General features: G+C 73.5%; 20 protein-coding genes. 16 read left to right on the top strand and 4 right to left on the bottom strand.

The annotated features are described in order from the left end of the window. The first annotated feature begins 19 nt into the window (after nucleotides 1-19). Nucleotides 20-1,351: an adenylate/guanylate cyclase domain-containing protein gene (locus C7Y72_RS15125; RefSeq protein ID WP_107570023.1), complete on the top strand. Its 1,332-nt coding sequence runs from the start codon at nucleotides 20-22 to the stop codon at nucleotides 1,349-1,351. Between the two features lie 30 nt (nucleotides 1,352-1,381). Here C7Y72_RS15125 and C7Y72_RS23405 read toward each other — a convergent pair whose 3' ends face one another. Continuing rightward, nucleotides 1,382-1,534 (bottom strand): hypothetical protein, encoded by a 153-nt coding sequence (locus C7Y72_RS23405; protein ID WP_154731961.1) that lies wholly within the window; start codon nucleotides 1,532-1,534, stop codon nucleotides 1,382-1,384. 22 nt (nucleotides 1,535-1,556) lie between these two features. Between C7Y72_RS23405 and tig the strand changes: the two genes are divergently transcribed. From tig to C7Y72_RS15105, 4 genes are all read left to right on the top strand, one after another. After that, on the top strand, nucleotides 1,557-2,909 hold the full coding sequence (tig, locus tag C7Y72_RS15120; RefSeq protein ID WP_107570022.1) for a trigger factor: 1,353 nt from the start codon (nucleotides 1,557-1,559) through the stop codon (nucleotides 2,907-2,909). A 104-nt stretch (nucleotides 2,910-3,013) separates the two neighbouring features. After that, entirely contained in the window at nucleotides 3,014-3,667 is a 654-nt protein-coding gene (gene clpP / locus C7Y72_RS15115) for an ATP-dependent Clp endopeptidase proteolytic subunit ClpP (protein WP_284690355.1), read from the top strand. 42 nt (nucleotides 3,668-3,709) lie between these two features. Beyond that, nucleotides 3,710-4,981, top strand: coding sequence for an ATP-dependent Clp protease ATP-binding subunit ClpX (gene clpX, locus C7Y72_RS15110; protein WP_107570020.1), 1,272 nt, complete (start codon nucleotides 3,710-3,712; stop codon nucleotides 4,979-4,981). Nucleotides 4,982-5,049: 68 nt separating this feature from the next. Beyond that, complete coding sequence (locus tag C7Y72_RS15105) at nucleotides 5,050-5,523, top strand: universal stress protein (RefSeq protein WP_107570019.1); 474 nt, start codon at nucleotides 5,050-5,052, stop codon at nucleotides 5,521-5,523. 49 nt (nucleotides 5,524-5,572) lie between these two features. Here C7Y72_RS15105 and C7Y72_RS15100 read toward each other — a convergent pair whose 3' ends face one another. After that, complete coding sequence (locus tag C7Y72_RS15100; protein ID WP_107570018.1) at nucleotides 5,573-6,271, bottom strand: hypothetical protein; 699 nt, start codon at nucleotides 6,269-6,271, stop codon at nucleotides 5,573-5,575. A gap of 102 nt (nucleotides 6,272-6,373) precedes the next feature. On the opposite strand from C7Y72_RS15100, the gene C7Y72_RS15095 reads away from it, so the two are divergent. Then, nucleotides 6,374-7,276: an ABC transporter ATP-binding protein gene (locus tag C7Y72_RS15095; RefSeq protein WP_233243891.1), complete on the top strand. Its 903-nt coding sequence runs from the start codon at nucleotides 6,374-6,376 to the stop codon at nucleotides 7,274-7,276. 20 nt (nucleotides 7,277-7,296) lie between these two features. Here the strand turns inward: C7Y72_RS15095 and C7Y72_RS15090 are convergent, their stop codons facing one another. Next, complete coding sequence (locus C7Y72_RS15090; protein ID WP_107570017.1) at nucleotides 7,297-7,704, bottom strand: hypothetical protein; 408 nt, start codon at nucleotides 7,702-7,704, stop codon at nucleotides 7,297-7,299. Between the two features lie 94 nt (nucleotides 7,705-7,798). On the opposite strand from C7Y72_RS15090, the gene C7Y72_RS15085 reads away from it, so the two are divergent. The 9 genes from C7Y72_RS15085 to C7Y72_RS15045 are packed head-to-tail and all read left to right on the top strand — an operon-like array spanning nucleotide 7,799 to nucleotide 18,769. Next, nucleotides 7,799-8,626, top strand: a complete 828-nt coding sequence (locus tag C7Y72_RS15085) for an MlaE family ABC transporter permease (protein ID WP_107570016.1) — start codon at nucleotides 7,799-7,801, stop codon at nucleotides 8,624-8,626. After that, nucleotides 8,623-9,450, top strand: coding sequence for an MlaE family ABC transporter permease (locus C7Y72_RS15080; RefSeq protein ID WP_107570015.1), 828 nt, complete (start codon nucleotides 8,623-8,625; stop codon nucleotides 9,448-9,450). The genes C7Y72_RS15085 and C7Y72_RS15080 overlap by 4 nt, the downstream gene beginning before the upstream one ends. Nucleotides 9,451-9,456: 6 nt before the next feature. Continuing rightward, on the top strand, nucleotides 9,457-10,758 hold the full coding sequence (locus tag C7Y72_RS15075) for an MlaD family protein (protein ID WP_107570014.1): 1,302 nt from the start codon (nucleotides 9,457-9,459) through the stop codon (nucleotides 10,756-10,758). Beyond that, nucleotides 10,758-12,344 carry an MlaD family protein gene (locus C7Y72_RS15070; RefSeq protein WP_107570013.1) on the top strand — a complete coding sequence of 529 codons (1,587 nt, stop codon included), beginning with the start codon at nucleotides 10,758-10,760 and terminating at the stop codon, nucleotides 12,342-12,344. Before C7Y72_RS15075 ends, C7Y72_RS15070 begins: the two co-directional genes overlap by 1 nt. Continuing rightward, entirely contained in the window at nucleotides 12,344-13,729 is a 1,386-nt protein-coding gene (locus C7Y72_RS23400) for an MlaD family protein (RefSeq protein ID WP_154731967.1), read from the top strand. The genes C7Y72_RS15070 and C7Y72_RS23400 overlap by 1 nt, the downstream gene beginning before the upstream one ends. Further along, nucleotides 13,726-15,057: an MlaD family protein gene (locus C7Y72_RS15060; protein ID WP_146175400.1), complete on the top strand. Its 1,332-nt coding sequence runs from the start codon at nucleotides 13,726-13,728 to the stop codon at nucleotides 15,055-15,057. The genes C7Y72_RS23400 and C7Y72_RS15060 overlap by 4 nt, the downstream gene beginning before the upstream one ends. Then, nucleotides 15,054-16,490, top strand: a complete 1,437-nt coding sequence (locus C7Y72_RS15055) for an MlaD family protein (RefSeq protein WP_107570011.1) — start codon at nucleotides 15,054-15,056, stop codon at nucleotides 16,488-16,490. The genes C7Y72_RS15060 and C7Y72_RS15055 overlap by 4 nt, the downstream gene beginning before the upstream one ends. A 1-nt stretch (nucleotide 16,491) precedes the next feature. Continuing rightward, nucleotides 16,492-17,826, top strand: a complete 1,335-nt coding sequence (locus tag C7Y72_RS15050) for an MlaD family protein (RefSeq protein ID WP_107570010.1) — start codon at nucleotides 16,492-16,494, stop codon at nucleotides 17,824-17,826. Between the two features lie 22 nt (nucleotides 17,827-17,848). Further along, entirely contained in the window at nucleotides 17,849-18,769 is a 921-nt protein-coding gene (locus C7Y72_RS15045; RefSeq protein WP_107570009.1) for a hypothetical protein, read from the top strand. 7 nt (nucleotides 18,770-18,776) lie between these two features. Here C7Y72_RS15045 and C7Y72_RS15040 read toward each other — a convergent pair whose 3' ends face one another. Continuing rightward, nucleotides 18,777-19,187, bottom strand: coding sequence for a DUF7144 family membrane protein (locus C7Y72_RS15040; protein ID WP_107570008.1), 411 nt, complete (start codon nucleotides 19,185-19,187; stop codon nucleotides 18,777-18,779). Nucleotides 19,188-19,229: 42 nt separating this feature from the next. On the opposite strand from C7Y72_RS15040, the gene C7Y72_RS15035 reads away from it, so the two are divergent. Continuing rightward, a complete protein-coding gene (locus C7Y72_RS15035; RefSeq protein WP_107570007.1) occupies nucleotides 19,230-19,499 on the top strand; it encodes a hypothetical protein in 270 nt (89 codons plus the stop codon). Nucleotides 19,500-19,510: the final 11 nt, after the last annotated feature.

The raw sequence follows: 19,510 nt of genomic DNA, 5'->3' as shown, positions 1-19,510 counted from the left end.
GCGCCTATCCTTCTGCGCCGTGGAGGACTCGGGGACCCGGTACGCGACGAACGGCGACACGACCGTCGCGTACCGCGTGGTCGGCGACGGTCCCACCGACGTCGTCTTCCTGCCCGGCCTGATCTCGCACGTCGAGGTGCTGCTCGAGTCGCCGCTGATCCAGCGCTACCTGCAGCGCCTGTCCTCCTTCTGCCGGATCGTCCTCGTCGACCGGCGCGGCCTGGGTCTGTCGGACCCGGCGCCGCCCGGCGTGCCGCTGGAGACCGAGATCGGCGACCTGCTCGCCGTCCTGGACGCGGTCGGCAGCGAGCGCGCCGCCGTGTTCGCGTACGCGGCGGGCGGGCCGCTGGCCGTGCAGACCGCGGTCGCCCACCCGGAGCGCATCAGCGGCCTGGTCCTCTACGCGTGCATGTACCGGGCGATCGCCGACGACGACTACACGTGGGCGATGAGCGCCCGGGAGCGCGAGGAGCGCAGCGCGCAGCTGCTCGAGTGGTGGGGGACCGGCGGCAACCTGGAGCGGATCGCGCCGAGCCACGTCGACGACGACCGCCTGCGCGAGTGGCTCGGCCGGCTCGAGCGCTCGTCGGCCAGCCCCGGCCGCTTCCGCGACGCGCTCGCCCGCTTCCAGGAGGTCGACGTGCGGCCGCTGCTCGCGCACGTGCGCGTGCCCACGCTCGTGCTGCACCGCACGGCCGACCGCCTCATCGACGTGCGCCACTCCCGCTACGCCGCCGAGCGGATCTACGGGGCCCGGCTCGTCGAGCTGCCCGGGGAGGACTCGCTGCCCGCCGCGGGGGAGAGCGAGGTCCTGATCGGGGAGGTCGAGGAGTTCCTCACCGGCGGGCGCACCGGCGCGGCGGTGCACCGCGACCTGCTGACCGTGCTCTTCACCGACGTCGTCGACGCCACCGGGACCGCGTCGCGGATCGGCGACGGCCGCTGGCGCGACCTGCTCGCCGAGCACGACGCCGCCGTCCGCGCGCAGCTGCACCGCTACGGCGGCCGCGAGGTCAAGACGATCGGGGACGCGTTCCTGGCGGTCTTCGACGGGCCCCCGTCCCAGGGCGTGCGGTGCGCCGCCGCGATCGTCGAGGCGGTCCGCCCGCTCGGCGTCCAGGTCCGCGCCGGCCTGCACACGGGGGAGTGCGAGCGCATCGGCGGTGACGTCGGCGGCATGGCCGTCCACATCGCCGCGCGCGTCGCGGCACTGGCGGCGGCCGACGAGGTGCTCGCCTCCGGCACGACCTACGGCACGGTCGTCGGCGCCGGGCTCGCGTGGCAGCCGCGCGGCGACCACGAGCTCAAGGGCGTCCCCGGCCGCTGGCCGCTGTTCGCGCTCGAGCGCTGAGCGCCGCGGCCCGGCGACGACGCGGCCCGTCTAGGCGAGCGTGCGGCCGCGCGCCCGCGCCCACGCGTAGCGCGAGAGCAGCACGACCCAGTCCACGAGACCGGCCGCGAGGTGCCCGACCGGGCCGCAGAGCAGCCGCGCCGCCGCGCGCTCGGGGAGGGTCAGCGGGTGCCGGGACGCCATTCCCGAGTACCTTGTCAGGTCCATGGCCGCCACGAAGAGCACCCCTGTCACCGCCACCGTCTCCGAGCTCCCCGAGTCCCGGGTGAAGATCGAGGCCGAGGTCTCCGCGAAGGAGGTCAGCGCGCGGGTCGACCAGGCCGCCCGCAAGCTCGGCCGCGACTTCCGGCTTCCCGGCTTCCGCAAGGGCAAGGTGCCGCCCGCGCTGGTGATCAAGCAGCTCGGCCGCGAGGCCGTCCTGGACGAGGCCATCCGCGACTCGCTCAGCCGCTGGTACGTCGCGGCGCTGGACGCCGGCGACGTCGTGCCGATCGGCGAGCCGCAGGTCGACCTCGGCGAGCTGCCCGCCGACGGGGAGGCGCTGACCTTCACCGTCGAGATCGGCGTGCGCCCGACGGCCACGCTGGGCGACTACAAGGGCGTCGAGGCGCCGAAGAAGGACCCGCAGGCCACCGACGCCCAGATCGACGCCGAGGTCGAGCAGCTGCGCCAGCGCATGGCGCGCCTGGAGACCGTCGAGCGCGCCGCCGCGGAGGGCGACTTCGTGGTCATGGACTACGAGGGCTCGATCGACGGCGAGCTGTTCGAGGGCGGCGCCGGTCGCGACCAGATGATCGAGCTCGGCTCCGGCCAGCTGATCCCCGGCTTCGAGGACCAGCTCACCGGCGCCTCCGCCGGCGACGAGGTGTCCGTCGAGCTGACCTTCCCCGAGGACTACCAGGCCGAGCACCTGGCCGGCAAGGACGCGGTCTTCGCCGTGACCGTGAAGGAGGTCAAGGCCAAGGAGCTGCCCGAGCTCGACGACGAGTTCGCCGAGAACGCCGCCGGCTTCGACTCGCTCGCCGAGCTGCGCGAGGACCTCGGCAAGAAGATCACCGAGGCCGCCGAGGGGCGGGCGGAGAACGAGTACCGCGAGGCGGTTCTCGACGCGGTCGTCGCCAACGCGACCGTCGAGGTCCCGGACGCGCTGATCGAGGCGCGCGCCCGCGAGATGTGGGACCGCATGCTCCACTCGCTCTCCCACCAGGGCATCTCGCGCGAGATGTACATGCAGATCTCCGGCCAGTCCGAGGAGGCCGTCCTGGAGCAGGCCAAGCCCGACGCCGAGCAGGCGCTGCGCCGCGACGCGGTGATCGCCGCGGTCGTCGCCGCAGAGGGCATCGAGCCGTCCGACGGCGACGTCCTGGACGTCCTCGGGCCGAGCGCCGCGCAGGAGAAGATGGCGGTTGAGAAGCTCCGCGACAAGCTCGAGCAGCAGGGCCGCCTGGCGGAGATCAAGGACGACCTGGCGCAGCGCCAGGCGCTCGACTTCCTCGTCGAGCACGCCACCCCGGTGCCCGCCCCGGCCGACGAGCCGGACGCCTCCGCCGACGCCTGAGACGCGGCGGCGGGACCGCCCGCGCCAGCGGACTTCAGTCCCGGCCGGTCCGGGCCGATGACAGGGCTGCCAGACCGCCGGTGGCCCGTTGCTAGGCTGATCCGATCGGAACGCAGAATCTCGTCGACCGGCGGGAGGATTCCGGTGGTACGAGCGAAACAGAAGCGAGGAACATGAGTCCCCTTGTCCCCATGGTCGTGGAGCAGACGTCGCGAGGCGAGCGTGCCTTCGACATCTACAGCCGTCTGCTCAGCGAGCGCATCATCTTCCTCGGCACGCCCGTGGACGACCAGATCGCGAACCTGATCGTCGCGCAGCTCCTGCACCTGGAGAGCGAGGATCCGGACAAGGACATCTCGCTGTACATCAACTCGCCGGGTGGCTCCGTGTACGCGGGCCTCGCCATCTACGACACGATGCAGTTCATCAAGCCCGACGTGTCGACGATCTGCGTCGGCATCGCGATGTCGATGGGGGCCCTGCTGCTCTCCGGCGGCGCCAAGGGCAAGCGCATGGCGCTGCCGAACTCCAAGGTCATGATCCACCAGGTCTCCTCCGGCTTCCAGGGCCAGGCGACCGACATCGAGATCCACGCGAAGGAGGTCATCGACCTGCGCGCGAAGCTCGACGAGATCATCGCCCACCACTCCGGGCAGAGCCTGGAGAAGGTGAAGAACGACACCGAGCGCGACTACTTCATGTCCTCCGAAGAGGCCGCCGCCTACGGGATCATCGACCGGGTGATCTCGGAGCACTAGCTCCGGGGCACCCGCCCGCCGTCACCGCGAGGGAGAGAGAGCATGGCTCGACCGACCGATTCGAACGAACAGCTGCTGTGCAGCTTCTGCGGCAAGTCGCAGCGCCAGGTGAAGAAGCTCATCGCCGGGCCTGGCGTCTACATCTGCGACGAGTGCATCGACCTCTGCAACGAGATCATCGACGAGGAGCTCACGGCACCGCCGACGTTCGACCTGGACAACCTCCCCAAGCCGAAGGAGATCTTCGGCGTCCTCGACGAGTACGTCGTGGGGCAGGACGAGGCCAAGCGCGCCCTCTCGGTGGCGGTCTACAACCACTACAAGCGCGTGCAGATGATGCAGGCGCAGGACTCGGACATCGAGCTGCAGAAGTCGAACATCCTGCTGCTCGGTCCGACCGGCTGCGGCAAGACGCTGCTCGCGCAGACGCTCGCCCGCATCCTCAACGTGCCGTTCGCGATCGCCGACGCCACCGCCCTCACCGAGGCCGGCTACGTGGGCGAGGACGTCGAGAACATCCTCCTGAAGCTCATCCAGGCGGCCGACTACGACGTCAAGAAGGCCGAGACGGGGATCATCTACATCGACGAGGTCGACAAGATCGCCCGCAAGGCCGACAACCCGTCGATCACGCGCGACGTGTCGGGCGAGGGCGTGCAGCAGGCGCTGCTGAAGATCCTCGAGGGCACGACCGCCTCGGTGCCGCCGCAGGGGGGACGCAAGCACCCCCACCAGGAGTTCCTGTCGATCGACACGACGAACGTGCTGTTCATCTGCGGTGGCGCGTTCGCGAACCTCGACAAGGTCATCGAGCGGCGCATCGGCAACAAGGGCATCGGCTTCGGCGCCTCGCTGGAGCGCGCCGAGGAGGCCGCCAACCCCGAGGTGTTCGCGAAGGTCCTGCCCGAGGACCTCGTCAACTACGGGCTGATCCCCGAGTTCATCGGCCGCCTGCCGGTCGTGAGCGCGGTGCACCAGCTCACGCGCGAGGACCTCATCACGATCCTCACCGAGCCGCGCAACGCGCTCGTCAAGCAGTTCCAGCGGTTTTTCTCCTTCGACGGGATCGAGCTCGTCTTCTCCGACGACGCGCTCACCGCGGTCGCCGACAAGGCGCTCGAGCGCGAGACCGGGGCCCGCGGCCTGCGGTCGATCATCGAGGAGACGCTGCTGGACGTGCAGTTCGAGCTGCCGTCCCGTCGCGACGTGAAGAAGTGCGTCGTGACGAAGGAGACGATCGACGCCGGCCGCGCGCCGACGCTCGTCACCGAGGCGGCGCCCGAGGACGACGCGCCCGCCGCCGAGTCGGCCTGACGCCGCCCCGCGGGCGGCCTGTGACGCGGCTCTCATCCCGGCCTGCGGGCCGGGGGTAGGGTTGCGCCATGCCGAAGAAGATCGTCGTCGGGACCGACGGGTCGCCCACCGCGCGCGAGGCGGTGCGCGAGGCCGCCGAGCTGGCCGCCGTGACCGGGGCCGAGCTGCTGATCGTCCGCGCCTATTACGGCAAGGAGCCCCGGGACTCCGCCACCGCGTACGAGCCGACGCTCGAGGACCGCAGCCCGGCGGGCCTGCCCGCCGACGTCGCCCGCCCGGTCGGCCCGCGCGGCGACGCGCTCGCCGGCCTCGAGGCCGACGTGGCGAGCGTCGCCGAGTACGACATCCCGGTCGTGACGCCGCTGGCGCGCGAGGGCGAGGCGGCGGACGCCATCCTGAGGATCGCCGACGAGCAGGGGGCCGACCTGATCGTCGTCGGCAACAAGGGCATGACCGGCGCGGCGCGCTTCCTGCTGGGCAGCGTGCCGAACAAGATCACCCACCACGCGCCGTGCAACGTGCTCGTGGTGCGCACGACCTGAGGAGCCGTTCACCCGCCGTCGTGTCGCCGCGTCGGTCGCGGCTGCCCGGTCAGTCGTCGCAGTCGCCGCTGGTGCGTCCGCGGTCGTCGACCACGCAGCCCGACGGTGCGGCGGTGATGCGGACCGGCAGCCGGCCCGCGGGCGTGGCGCCGGTGGCGTCGACCGCGCGGGCACGGCCGGCGAGGCCGGCGGCGACCGCGTAGTTCAGGCGGTAGCGCCCGGCCCGGACCGCGGTGACCCGCCAGACGACCGTGCGGGTCGCCCCGGCCGCCAGCGGCCCGAACGCGAACGTGTCGGTCTGCGCGATCTCGGCGCCGCCGTCCGGCCGGCGCGCCAGCGCGGCGTCGTCCGCCGCGCCCGCGGGCCGGATCTTCGGGAAGCCGGGGGTCGGCACCCACACCGCGACCGCGCGATCGCCCGCGCGGGCGTCGGCGGCCGGCAGGGAGAACGGCTTCTCGGGCTTGGGCGCCTCGACGCCGGCGTTCCCGGTCCAGACCGTGACGGCGAGCTCGGGCAGGTCGCGGTCGCCGCGGTTGCGGACCGTCAGCACCAGATCGGAGGTCAGCGAGACGCGCTGCTGCTCCGGGAAGGAGGCCCGCACGACCTCGACCTCGTAGGTCGCCGCGCGCTCGTCGACGTCCCCGCTGGGCTGCGCGCCACAGCCGGCGAGCACCAGGCAGCCGACGGCCGCGACGACCCCGGGGACCGCTCCCCGACCGGCGCCGCGCTCTCCCGCTCGCTCCCGCATCGCGGCCTAACGTACACCAGTGAACATCGACGGAGGGTTCGGGTATCGTCTGCGCGATCGCGCATCCGCGCGGCCGTTTCGTCGTCCGGGGAGGACAGGGAAGTGGTTGAGCAGCACGAAGAGGACTCCGGCGCCTACTACGAGCCGATCCCGGGCACGCGCCTGCACGTCGACTACACGGTGCCGGGCATCGAGCCGGGTGACGCCAACCCGTACTCGTGGCACACCGGGGCCAAGCGCAAGCACACGGGCCGCGACGCGATCGAGGTGGTCGACGTCGTCAAGCAGTTCGGGCGCATGCGAATCCAGAACGGGCTGAACCTCGCGTTCCCCGACGACCAGGTCTCGATGCTGCTCGGCCCCTCCGGCACCGGCAAGTCGGTCCTCATCAACCTGATCGTCGGCCTCATGCGCCCCGACGCGGGCGACATCCTCGTGCACGGGCAGTCGGTCCCGAACATGCGCGAGGACGAGCTGCTGGAGCTGCGCAAGCGCTTCGGCCTGCTGTTCCAGGACGGCGCGCTGTTCGGCTCGATGAACATCTACGACAACACCGCCTTCCCGCTGCGGATGCACACCGACAAGGGGGAGGACGAGATCGCCGCGATCGTCAACCGCCGCCTCAAGGAGGTCGGGCTCGGGCACGCCGCGGAGAAGATGCCCAACGAGCTCTCCGGCGGCATGCGCAAGCGCGCGGGGTTCGCGCGCGCGCTCGTGCTCGACCCGGACATCGTCTTCTTCGACGAGCCCGACTCGGGCCTGGACCCGGTGCGCACGGCGCTGCTGTGCGAGCTCGTGCAGGAGATCCACGCCGAGAACAAGGGCTGCTACGTGATCATCAGCCACCACCTCGGCACGGCGCGCACCGTCGCCGACTACATCGCGGTGCTGTGGCGCGGCCGGATCGTCGAGTCCGGGCCCGCCGACGAGCTGTTCGAGTCCGAGAACCCGTTCGTGCACCAGTTCCTCAACGCGGCGCCCACCGGGCCGCTGGCGATGGACTGATCGCCGCCGGGACGCGGGCGTCAGCCCGCGTCGGCGCCGCCGAGCAGTCGCGCCAGCCGGCGCTCCACCTCGGCCTCGACGTCCAGCGGCGGCTCGCCCATCCGGGCCCGCCGCTCGTTCCCGGCGACGACCACCTGCCGGACCTCCTCGCGCAGCCCGTCGTCGGCGGCGGGAGGCGCGACGGCGTCCTGGGCGGTCCAGTCCTGCTCGCCGCGGCGCGCGCGGATGTAGGCGCGCGCCTCGAGCATCTGGCCGATCTCCTCGTCGCGGGCGCGCCGCTCGGCCGCCTCGTCGGTCGGGGCTCCGCCTCCGGACTCGCCGGAGACGCGGTCGCCGACGTCACGGACGAGCTTGGAGGCCAGCGGCGCCATCGCGAGCGCGATCAGCGTGATCGCCAGGATCAGCCACTCGGGGTTCGGCTCGCTCACCGTCCGAGCATAGTCCGCGACCCGCGGTGACACGTCCACGTTGCGTCGTATGTACACAAGTGTCTAGGATGCTCGCCGTGCTCAGGGGAGAGGCATGACCGGTCCGGTCGCGGCCGCCAGGAAGGCGTTCACGCGCACGGACATCCCACCCGGATCGTGGGTGCAGAACTCGGGCGGCACCGCCGCGCTCGGGATCAAGGTCGCCGCGCAGATCTTCACGCCCGGTCTCTCGTGGCGGACGGAGTTCGTGCGCCAGTACGTGTTCGCCTTCCAGGCGACCCTGCTGCCCGCGATGATCGTCTCGTTCGTCGTCGGCTTCTCGACGATCGGCATCCAGGGCGGCTCGCTGGCCGCCGCGTTCGGCGCGGTCGACCGGATCTCCGGCGCGGCGCCGATCGCGTTCCTGCGCGGTCTCGGGCCGATCCTCACCGCCGCGATCGTCGCCGGCACGCTGGGCGCGACGATCACCGCCGAGATCGGGGCGCGGAAGATCCGCCAGGAGCTGCTCGCGCTCGAGGTGCTCGGGGTCAACCCGATCCGCAACCTGATCATGCCGCGCGTCGTCGGCCTCGCCCTGTGGATGCCCGTGCTCGCGCTGCTGACGTTCTGGGCCGGCGTCGCCGGCACCTACTGCGCGACCGTGTTCCTGTACGGCAACACGACGCAGGCGTTCTTCGACCAGCTGCTGCTGCTGACCCACTTCCTCGACCTGTGGGGCAGCGTCGTGCGGCTCACGCTCTTCGGCATCCTCATCGGCCTGATCGCCGCCTACAAGGGCATGCAGGTCGGCGGCGGCGCCGAGGGCGTCGGGAAGGCGGTCAACGAGTCCGTCGTCTCGTCGCTGGTCGTCGTCGGGGTCGTGACGCTCGTCTACACGACGCTCTTCGAGGCGTTCTTCCCGGAGGTGAACTTCCTCATATGAGCGTCACCCCGGAGCCGCCCCGCTCGCCGCTGATGAAGGCGATCGAGAAGCCGCGCAAGATCCCGGTGATCGACGCCGCGGGCGAGTACGCGACGTTCGTCGTCCGCGCGATCGCCGCGTTCCGCCACCTGCCGAAGTTCACCGCCGAGGTGCTGCGCCAGGTCGGCTTCCTCGTCGCCGGCAGCGCCCTCGTCATCATCTTCATCTGCTTCATCGTCGGCGCCGCGTGCGGCATCGCCGCCGAGTCGATCGGGCAGGCGATCGGCGCGAGCGTCACCGGGCCGATCTTCAGCTCGTTCTGCGTGAACCGCGAGATCGTGCCGTTCCTCTTCGGCTTCATCCTCGCCGCGAAGGTCGGCGGCGGCATCGTCGCCCAGCTCGGCGCGATGCGCGTCAACCAGGAGGTCGACGCGATGGAGATCATCGGCATCCCGTCGCTGGCCTTCACGGTCTCCACCCGGATGCTCGCCTCCGCGATCGTCCTGCCGATCCTCTATCTCATCTCGCTCGGGGCGGCCGAGGGCGCCTCCTGGATCGGCTCGTACGTGCGCAGCCAGACGGTCTCGCAGGGCACCTGGGAGTTCGTCTACTACACGGTCACCAACCCGATGGACATCGTCTTCTCGTTCATCAAGGGGCTCGTGATCAGCGCCGGAGTCGTGACCGTCGCGCTCTACTTCGGCTACCGCGTCCGCGGGGGTCCCGTGGAGGTGGGGACGGCGACCGCGCAGTCGATGGCCGTGAACCTGATCCTCGTGACCGTCCTGAACATGACGATGACGTTCCTGTTCTTCGGCTTCAACCCGCGGCTGCCGATCGCGTAGGCCACCGTGCGGATCGTCATCGAACGCCTCCGGCAGCACTCCAGCCGGATCATCGCCATCCTCGCGCTCGCGCTCGCCGCGATCGCCGTCGCGTCGATCCTCGGCGGCACCCGCGGCAGCTACGAGATCAAGGCGCAGTTCGACGACGTCCGCGGCCTCATCCCCGGTGGCGCGGTGCGCGCGGCGGCGGTCCCGGTCGGCACGGTCAAGCGCGTCGAGCTCGTCGGCGACCGGCCCGTCGTGACGATGGAGATCGACGACGACTACGTGCTGCGCGAGGGCGCCACCGCCGACATCCAGCTGTTCTCCAACGCCGGCGCGGTCAACCGCACGATCGAGCTCACGATCGGCGACCCGACGAAGCCGCGCCTGCGCGCGGGCACGGTCCTGCGCGGCCCGCAGACCGACCAGCCGGTGAACTTCGACGACGCCGCGGAGACGCTCGACGCGCCGACCCGCGCGAACATCAAGGCGTTCCTCGTCGGCCTCGACCGCTCGCTGAAGGGCCGCGGGCGCGACATCGACCGCACGCTGCGGCGCAGCGCCCCGGCGCTCAACGAGACCGCGAACCTGCTCGCGCAGGTCAACAGCGACGGGCAGGCCGTCCGCACGCTCGTGCGCGAGGGCAGCCGCGTGACGTCCGCCCTGGCGGCCAGCCCCGCCGACCTCGGGGCCGCCGCCGACCGCACCGCGACGTTGCTGTCGGTGACCGCCGGCCGCCAGGCCGAGCTGCGGCGCAGCACGCAGCTGCTCGGCCCGTCGCTCGCGCGCGGCCGCACCGCGCTCGCCTCGCTCGCCACCGCCACGCCGCGCCTGCGCACGCTCGTGCAGGGACTCGAGCCCGTCGCCCGGGAGATCGAGCCGTTCGCGAAGGCGCTGCCGCCCGCGCTGGAGGCGGCCGGCCCGTTCCTCGTGGAGACCCGCCGGCTCGTGCGCCAGGCACCCGGCAACCTCCGCGCCTTCCGGCCGATCATCCGCAGCGCCTCGCGCGTCGCGCCGCCGCTCGCCCCGCTGATCGACGAGATCCTGCCGCTGGGCAACGCGCTGCGCGCGTACATCCCCGAGACCGTCGGGTTCTTCCAGAACCTCGGCTCGACGCTGGGGACCTACGACGCCAACGGGCACGTGCTGACCCTCGGGGTCGGCCTGTTCCCGACGCCGCCCGGCAGCACCGGCAAGCGGCTCGGGCCCGGCGACTGCGGTCCCGGCTCGCTGGAGAAGCCGTACACGCGGCTGCCCGGCACCCTGGCCTGCCAGCCGTGGGCCGACGCGGCGTCCACGAACGTCGGCGTGGAGCGGGGCCGCTGATGCCCGACGTCCTCGCCCGCGCGATGGCGGTGATCATGGGCGGCCTGCTGGTCGGCGTGATCGGCGTGCTCGTCATCACCTCCCGGCCGCCGTCGGACTCCCGGCAGGTCGTCGCCGAGTTCCGCGACGCCTTCCCGATCCTCGAGGGCATGGCGGTCCGCAGCAACGGGGCGCCGGCCGGCTCCGTCGGCAAGACGACCGTCAACGACGAGGGCCTCGCCCGCGTGACGCTGCTGCTCGACAAGGACCTGCCCGCGCCCCGGGCCGACGCGACCGCGACGATCCGCCAGTTCGACAGCACCGGCGACAGCTACATCAGCTTCGACCCGGGCACCGCGCCCGAGCCGCTGCGGGAGAAGGACGGCGAGCCGACCGTCACCTGCGACGCGCCCGAGCCCGGCGCGCCGTGCACCAACACGCTCGCCGCGCCGCGCCTGGACGACCTCATCAACGCGTTCGGCCCGCCCGAGGAGGCCGGCGTCAAGCTCATCATCGAGAGCCTCTCGCAGGCGCTCGAGGGCCGCGGCGCGGACGTCAACCGGGCGGCCCTGCGGCTCGTGCCGACCCTCGACGCCGCCAACAAGGCGCTCGCCGAGGTCAACGGGCAGAACGCGGCGCTCAAGCGGCTCATCACCGACATGGAGGACGTCAGCCGCCAGGGCGCCTCCCGCAGCCGCGAGCTCGGCACGCTGATCGACGGGCTCGCACGCACGCTCGACACGACCGCCGCCCGCACCGGGGCGCTGGACCGCGGCCTGCAGGCGCTCCCCGAGACCCAGCGGCAGCTGCGCACGATGCTCGCGAGCCTGCGGCGCACCGCCGACGAGACCCGCCCGCTGGCCGACCAGCTGCGCGCCGGCGCTCCCGGGCTCGGCCGGCTGCTCGACCGCGCCCCCGGCTTCCTCGACGACCTGCGCTTCGCGCTGCGCCAGAGCGGCCCGACGCTCGAGCTGACCCGCAAGCTCCTCGTCTCCGGGGCGCCGACGATCGCCGCCGACCCGCAGCGGGTCGTCACCGGGGCCTTCGACCTCGCACCCGCGGTGTCGAACCTGCTCAAGGGCATCCTCGGCGGCGACGAGACGATCCGCGCGTTCTTCGGGGACGAGAAGGACGGCGGTCCCGAGAGCCGGCCCGGCTACGGCTTCGGCCTCGGCGCCGCGACCACCGAGCCGGGCAACCAGCCCGGCTTCCCCGCCGACTGGACCGACCGCAAGTTCCTGCGCGTGACCGCGCTGCTGAACTGCGAGGCGTTCGGCGGCACCAACGGCCCCGGCTGCCTCGCCGGCCTGCTCCAGCGCGCCGAGCGCGCCCAGCGCGCCGAGCAGCAGACGACCCCGCTGCCGAAGCTCCCGAAGCTGCCGACGGTGAAGCTGCCGTCGCCGACGCGGCCCGCGACCGGCGACGGCGGACGCCCCGCCGCCGGTTCGGGCGGCTCGGGCACCGGCTCCACGGGCCCCGACCTCCTCGCTCCGGTGAAGGAGGCGCTCGGCGTGCTCGGCGGCCGGCAGGGCGCCCCGGCCGGCGGTCGCGGCGACGCCCCCGGCGGCGACACGATCACCTCCCTCCTGGACTACCTCCTGCGCTGATGGCCGGCCCGACCCGCACCCCGCGCCGCACGCTCGGCGGAGGCATGAGCGCCCTGGTCTCGCGGGCCAGCGAGCGGATCGACCGCTACCGCACGCCGCTGGGACTGGCGGTCCTCGCCGTCGTCGCCTTTCTCGGCTACACCGCGTTCAAGGCCACCACCGGCCCGCCGTTCCTGCCGAAGTACCGGATCACCGTCAAGGTCCCCAGCGACGCCCCCTCCCTGCGCAAGGGGCAGGCGGTGCGCGTCGGCGGCTCCCTCGCCGGTCTGATCCAGAAGGTCGAGCCCGACCCCGCGAACGACCGCACGCTCGTGGAGATCAGCATCAGCAAGGGCAAGTACAAGCCGCTGCCGGTCGACACCACCGCGTTCGTGCGCGTCAAGTCGATCGTCTACGTCACCTACCTGGCGCTGACCCCGGGCACCTCGAAGCAGACGCTGAAGGACGGCGACACGCTGCGCGCCGAGGCGACCTCCGGGACCGACCTGCTCGAGGTCGTCCAGCTGTTCGACCGGACCGCCCGGGAGAACCTCTCCAAGACGCTCGTGAACACCGGCTTCGGCGTGGCCGGTCGCGGCGTCGAGCTCAACGGCGCCCTGCGCGACCTGCCCGCCACCGCGAGCTACCTCGGCGACCAGCTGCGCGCCGCCACGAGCACCGACGGGGCGCTCGGCGGGCTCGTGCTCGGCGCGGCGAACACCGCCCGCGGTCTGAAGGGCGACGGCGGCGACGACCTCGCCGGCCTGATCGCGGGCGGCAGCCGCACCTTCGGCGCGACCGCGCGGCGCAGCGCGTCGCTCGGCCGCACCATCGAGCTCCTGCGGCCGTTCGAGGACGCGGTCCTGCGCACGACCCCGAGCGCGACCCGTGCCTTCGACGCGATCTCCCGCGGCGCCACCGCGTTCACCCCCGCGGTCCGCAACCTCAACGCCCAGCTCCCGGGGCTCACCGAGCTCGCCGGTCGCGGCGACCAGCTGCGGGACGGCTTCGCCGCGCTCCTGGGCGGCGGGGCCGGGGGCGCGGGCGGCGGCGGGGTCGGCGGCAGCGGCGGCGCGGTCGGCGCGGCCGACGGCATCACCGAGAAGGTCCTCATCGCCGCCCGGCCGGTCGTCCGTGACCTCTTCGGCATCCAGACCGCGGTCGGCCCGCTGAACCGCTCGCTCGACCAGCTGCTCGCCACGATCGACCCGTACCTCCCGGAGATCCGGCAGGCCGGCCTCTGGCTGCAGGAGGCCACCAGCACGCGGCCGAACTCCGGCAGCAAGCCCGGCGCCCCGGCGCTGCGGCTCGTGCCGGTGCTCACCGCGCACCCGTGCCGCAACCCGCTGCCCGCCCCCGGCGAGGCCCAGAACGACGCCCAGACCGCGACGGGGTGCGGACGATGAGCCTCGGGGTGCAGCGGCTCGCGGGCGTCGCCCTGCTCGTGGTGATCAGCCTCACGATCGTGCTCGGCGTGACGAAGCCCAACCCGGTCAAGGACACCTACCGCTACTGGGCGGTGTTCGACACCGTCCACGGACTGGGCGCCATCGACCGCGACGTCCGCATCGCCGGGGTCAAGCTCGGCGAGGTGGGCAAGGTCGAGCGCGTCGGCGACGACGTCCGCGTCGAGCTGAAGCTCAGCGAGGACTACCCGGTCCACACCGACGCCCGCGCCGACATGCGGCCGCACACCCTGTTCGAGGGCTCCAACTTCATCGACCTCGCCCCGGGCAGCCCGAGCGCCCCGCTGCTGCGCGACGGCGGCGAGATCCCGGTCCGGCAGACCACGAACTACGTGACGCTCGACAAGGCGCTGCGCGTCCTGCGGCCCGAGATCCGCACCGATCTGCGACGGCTCGCCCGCGTTGGCGGCGAGACCCTCCGGGGAGAGGCGATCACCGGCCTGCAGACGACGCTGAAGAACGCTCCGGCGATGGCCCGGGCGCTCGCGCCCGCCATGCGCGCCGCGCAGGGCCCGCAGCGCCGCGAGCTGGTCGGCTCGATCCGCGGCCTGGCCCGCACCGCCGACGCGCTCGCGTCCGAGCGCGACCAGCTGATCCCGCTGACCCGCCGGGTCAACGCGACGATGGCCGCTCTGTCGGTCGACGGCGGCGCGCCGCTGGACGCGGCGCTCGCCGAGCTCCCGGCGACGCTCGAGCGGCTGAACGGCGACGCTCCCGCGCTCGACCTCGCGGTCCGCCGGCTCGCGACGTTCAGCTCGCGCCTGGGCGCCACCGCCCCGCGCGCCGTCGCGCGCGCCCTGAAGGCCACGACGCCGATCCTCACCCGCTCGGCGCCGATCCTGAAGGACGGCACGCCCGTCGTGCGCGACGCGCGCCTCGTCGCGGGCCGCCTGGCCGCCGCCAAGGGGGGCCTGACCGAGATGCTCGACGCGCTGCAGCCGGCGCTGAAGACGTTCCCGCCGACCCTTGAGGCGCTCAACGCCCGCACGTCGCTCGGGGCGTCCTCGGGGGCGTTCCAGCTCGTCGCGGGCGCGTTCACCGCGCTCGACGGCGCGGTGTCGAGCTTCCAGACCCCGGCCCAGAACCCGTCGGCGCCCGGGCACCGGCTGCGCGTCAACGTCAACGGCGGCGACGACGCGGTCACCACCGGCCTGCTCGACCTCCTGGGCGGCGGGGCGGCGACCCGTGGCGCCGCCGCCTGCGAGCAGGTCCGGCGGGTCTCGCCCGAGGCGGTCGCCGTCGTCCGCGCGGCGGGAGGCTGCCGATGAGCCGGTCGCGCGGATCCCTGCCGGTGCGCCTCGCCCGCGGCGCGTGGTCGTTCATCGACCCGCAGCTGAAGGCCGGGCGGATCCCGCTCACGCGGACGATGTTCCTCATGCTCGTCGCCGCGGCCTGCGTGTTCGTCGGCTACACGCTGGTGAAGAAGAACGTGCAGCTGCCGTTCACCGACGAGCCCTACTACGTCGAGATGGTCATGCCCGACGCGCGCGGCCTGCTCCCCAGCAAGGAGCCGGCGGTCGGCGTCGCCGGGGTGGCGGTCGGCAAGGTCGTCAAGGCGACCGTCGAGAACGGCCAGGCGCGGCTGCGGCTGCGGCTCGAGCCGCAGCTCAAGGGCAAGATCTTCCGCAACGCCAGCGCGTTCGTCCGCCCGACGAGCATCCTGCAGACGCTGATCGTGAACATCTCCCCGGGCGACCCGCGGACCGGCGCGCTGCCCGACGACCAGGTGATCCCCGCGTCGCGCACCGGCGGCTTCGTGGCGATCGACGACCTCACCGGCATCCTCGACCCCGGCACCCAGGCGCAGGTCCAGGTCGTGCTCAACCAGGCGGCCGACGCGCTCGGCGGCCGCGAGAAGGAGATCCGCCGGATCTTCACGAAGCTCGGCCGCCTCACCGACGGCGTGACGCCGCTGGCCCAGGCCCTCGCCGAGCGCCGCCGGCTGCTCTCGTCGCTGACCGTCAACCTCGAGAAGCTCACGCGCACGACCGGGGACCGCGGCCGCCAGCTCGCCGCCGCCGTCGACCTCGGCAGCCGCACGCTCGCGGTCACGCAGCGGCGCGCCCCCGAGCTCGAGCAGACCACGCGCGAGCTCGCGCCGACGCTCCGCCAGACGCAGGCGACGCTCGCGTCGACCCGGCGGCTCGCCGGCTCGCTGGTCCCGGCGCTCGACGCGCTCAACCCCGTCACCGGCAAGCTCGCCCCGACGGCCGACAAGCTCCGGGCGCTCACGCCCGAGCTCGACCGCTTCCTCGCCTCCGGCAAGCGCGTCATCGACGTCGGCGCGACCCCGGTCGGCCAGCTCGCCGAGGGCCTGCGCGGGCAGGAGGCGCGGGTGCGACGCGACCAGATCCCGGCCCTGCAGGAGCTCGGTCGCCTGTCGCAGCTGCTGTTCGACTACCGCAACGGGATCGTGCAGACCGCGGTGAACCTCAGCGGCGCCGTCTCCACCGTCCGCAACGCGGGCCCGGCCGCGAACGTGAAGATCGTGAAGCTCGAGCTGCCCGCCGGGGGCCTGGGCCTGACCGCGGCGCAGGCACGCCAGCGGGTCGGGTCGAGCACCCGGCTCGGGGTGATGCTCGCGAAGATGCTCGAGTACAGCTGCCGCGACGGCAGCCGCTCGGCGTGCGGGCTGCGCTTCCAGCTCCCGGGGCTGCCGCGGACCGCGCAGCTGAAGCCGCGGACGGGCACGGGAGGCTGACGTGGACCATCGCATCCCCAAGGTCGGCGTCGTCATCTCGATCCTGCTCGCGTTCGGGGCGCTGCTGACCTTCATCTTCCTCAACCAGCGGTTCCAGGGCCCCGACCCGACCGCGTTCCTGCGCAACCCCTACGAGCTGAAGGCGCGCTTCACCGACAACAAGACGCTGCCGACCAAGCAGCCCGTCCTGTTCCGGGGCATCAACGTCGGCACCGTGACGCGCGTCGACTACGACCGCGGCCGCCGCGAGTCGGTGGTGACGTTCACGCTGGACCCCGACTTCCGCCTCAAGCAGGACGCGGTCATCCGGATCGGGGCGCGGAGCCTCCTGGGCGACCCGTACCTCGCGGTCGACTCGCGCGGCAGCGCCGGGGCGCGCGAGCTGCGCTCCGGGGAGATCGTGGAGCGGACCGAGACGAGCGTCGACTTCGACGAGGCGCTCGCCTTCCTGGACGAGGAGGGCCGCCGCCGCGTCCGCTCGCTCATCACCACCGTCGCGCAGGCCACCAACGCGCCCGGCAACGGGGAGCGGCTGAACGGCACGCTCGCCGGGGTCTCGCGGACGGTGAACGAGCTGCACACGCTGACGAAGACCGTCCGCGGCCAGGAGCCGCAGATCGCGGAGCTCGTGCGCAGCGCCAACACGGTGCTCACGACGCTCGGGGACCGGGAGCAGTCGATCCGCCGGATCGTCACCGGCGGGCGCAGCACGCTCGAGGCGCTCGGCTCGAACACCGCCTCGCTGGAGCGCGGCCTGGACGAGCTGCCCCGGCTGCTGGACAGCGGCCGCACCTCCCTGACGCGGCTGCAGCCGCTGTTCACCGAGGCGCGCCCGGTGTTCCTCAAGCTCAGCGACGCCGCCCCGGCGCTCGCCCGGGCGCTGGATCCGAAGGCCCGCGTCCCGCTCGGGGACGTCGTCGACGACCTCAACGCGATCCTCCGCGGCCTGAAGCCGCTGAACGCCGAGGCGCAGCCGACGCTGCGGCGCCTCGAGCCGCTGCTGAAGGACCTGCTCCCCGTGGTCCAGGCGGGCGTGCCCGGTGCGCGGAACCTCGTCCCCGCGCTCGAGTACCTGACGCCGCGGTCGAAGTCGATCGCGACGGGCTACGCGCTGCTCGCCGGCGCCCTGAAGAACCGGGACGCGGGCGGTCGCTACGCGCGGGTCGGCTTCGGCATCGACCTCAACGAGACGGCGGACGGGCCGGAGACCGGCGCGAGCAACCCGTACCCGGGACCCGACGACGCGCTCGACCCCAAGCCGTTCACGGGCGACTACCCGCGGATCGTGCCGTGCACGGTGCCGCCCCGGAGCACCCCGAAGGCGCCGTGCCGGTAGCGCCCGCGGGCGGGATCGCGCGGTGGCGCTGAGCGGCGAGCAGCGCGCGGTCCTCGACCTGCTCCTCGGGCGGGGCCTGGACCTCGACCGGATCGCGCAGCTCACCCGGGTGCCGGTCGCGGACGTCCGCGCCCGGGCGCACGGGGCGCTCGCGGCGATCGGGGACGCCGACCCGGGGGAGGACGTCGCCGCGCTGCTGCTCGGCCACGCCACGCCCGACGCCCGGCGGCGGGCCCGTGCGGCGCTCGCCGCCGACCCCGTCGCGCGGGAGCGCGCCGCGCGGATCGCGCAGACCCTCCAGGTCGGCTGGCCCGGCTACGTCGCGCCCGACCTGCCCGAGCCCGGCATCGGCGCCGACGGCGGCCGTGCGCCGGCGCCCCGGCCGGGCAGCCGGACCTGGACCTGGGCGCTCGTCGGCGGGGCGGTCGTCGCCGCGGTGCTCGTCGTCCTCGCGGCGACCGGTCGCCTGGCGGGCGGTGACGACGCCGAGCGGGCGGCGGGACCGGACCCGGCCGCGACCCCGGCGCCCGTGCTGATCGCGCTCCGCGCGCCCGGGGCGACCGCCGACGCGGGGCGCGCCACGATCGGCTCGACCGTGCGGTTCGAGCCCTACCTCGACCTCGAGCTCGACGATCTCCCGGCCGCGCCGCGCGGGCGCGTCTTCCTGCTGTGGGCGGACACGGGGGAGGGGCGCGGCTTCCCGCTCCCGGTCGGGGTCGAGGACGCCGGCGGGCAGGGCCGGTTCGCCCGCCGCTACGACCTGCCGCCGGCGCTCGCGCCGGTCCTCGGTCGCAGCCGCGCGATCGAGCTGCTCGCCGCCGACGCCGGGCGGCTGTCGCGGCTGCAGCGCGAGGTCGAGCGGCTCGGCGACGGGAGCACGTCGGCCGCGGCGTTCCCGCGTCGCCCCGGCACCGTCGTGCTCCGCGGCGTCGTGCCGCGCTAGGACCCGCCTAGCCGAACGGCCCGCGCGTGTCCGGCGGGTCCTCGACCCGGTAGGAGAGCACGTACAGGGTCATCAGCAGCAGCACGACGGACACCAGCGACGCGACGTGGAAGATCGCCAGCGTGAAGAACGCGAGCCCGAGCCCGACGAGCGCCGCGCAGAGCCCGCCCATCCGGGCGTGACGGGCGTCGTGCTGCAGCTTGCGGGCCGACCACACGCACGCCGAGCCGACGAGCAGCAGCAGCACGCCCCAGACCGCGAGGCTGAAGTAGAGCTTGCCGTAGTTGGGGTTCGACTCGATGTCGCGGACGCTCTCCCGCAACGGGCCGTAGCCCGACACGGCGGCGAGACCGTAGACCACCTGCAGACCGCCGGCCACGGCGAGGAGCGCGACGCCCCAGCGGTGCGCGGTCGTCATCACGGCGATCCTACCGGAGCGACCTTCTACGATTCACGGGCAGTGGCGTCGAAACTCAGCCGTGTCCGCACCGTCCCCTGGCTCCTGCTCGCGCAGGCCGGGCTGACGGCCAACAAGCACTGGAAGACCCTCCCGGTCGGGGACCGGGAGCGGATCGCGCAGCTCCTGAAGAAGTCCAAGGGCCTGCCCGCCAACCTGACGCCGCGCGAGCGCGAGGAGCTGCGGCTGCTGCTCGGGCGCCTCGAGGTCGGCTCCCTGGCCCGCGAGCTCGTCCCGTTCGCGCTGAAGGCGCGGCGCGGCAAGCGGCGCTGAGCGCGCGGCGG

Origin of the sequence: Paraconexibacter algicola, from assembly GCF_003044185.1 — a bacterium.
GTDB classification, from domain to species: Bacteria; Actinomycetota; Thermoleophilia; order Solirubrobacterales; family Solirubrobacteraceae; genus Paraconexibacter; species Paraconexibacter algicola.
The sequence above is the reverse complement of the archived record's forward strand: the minus strand, read 5'-3'. Positions and strand labels throughout refer to the sequence as shown.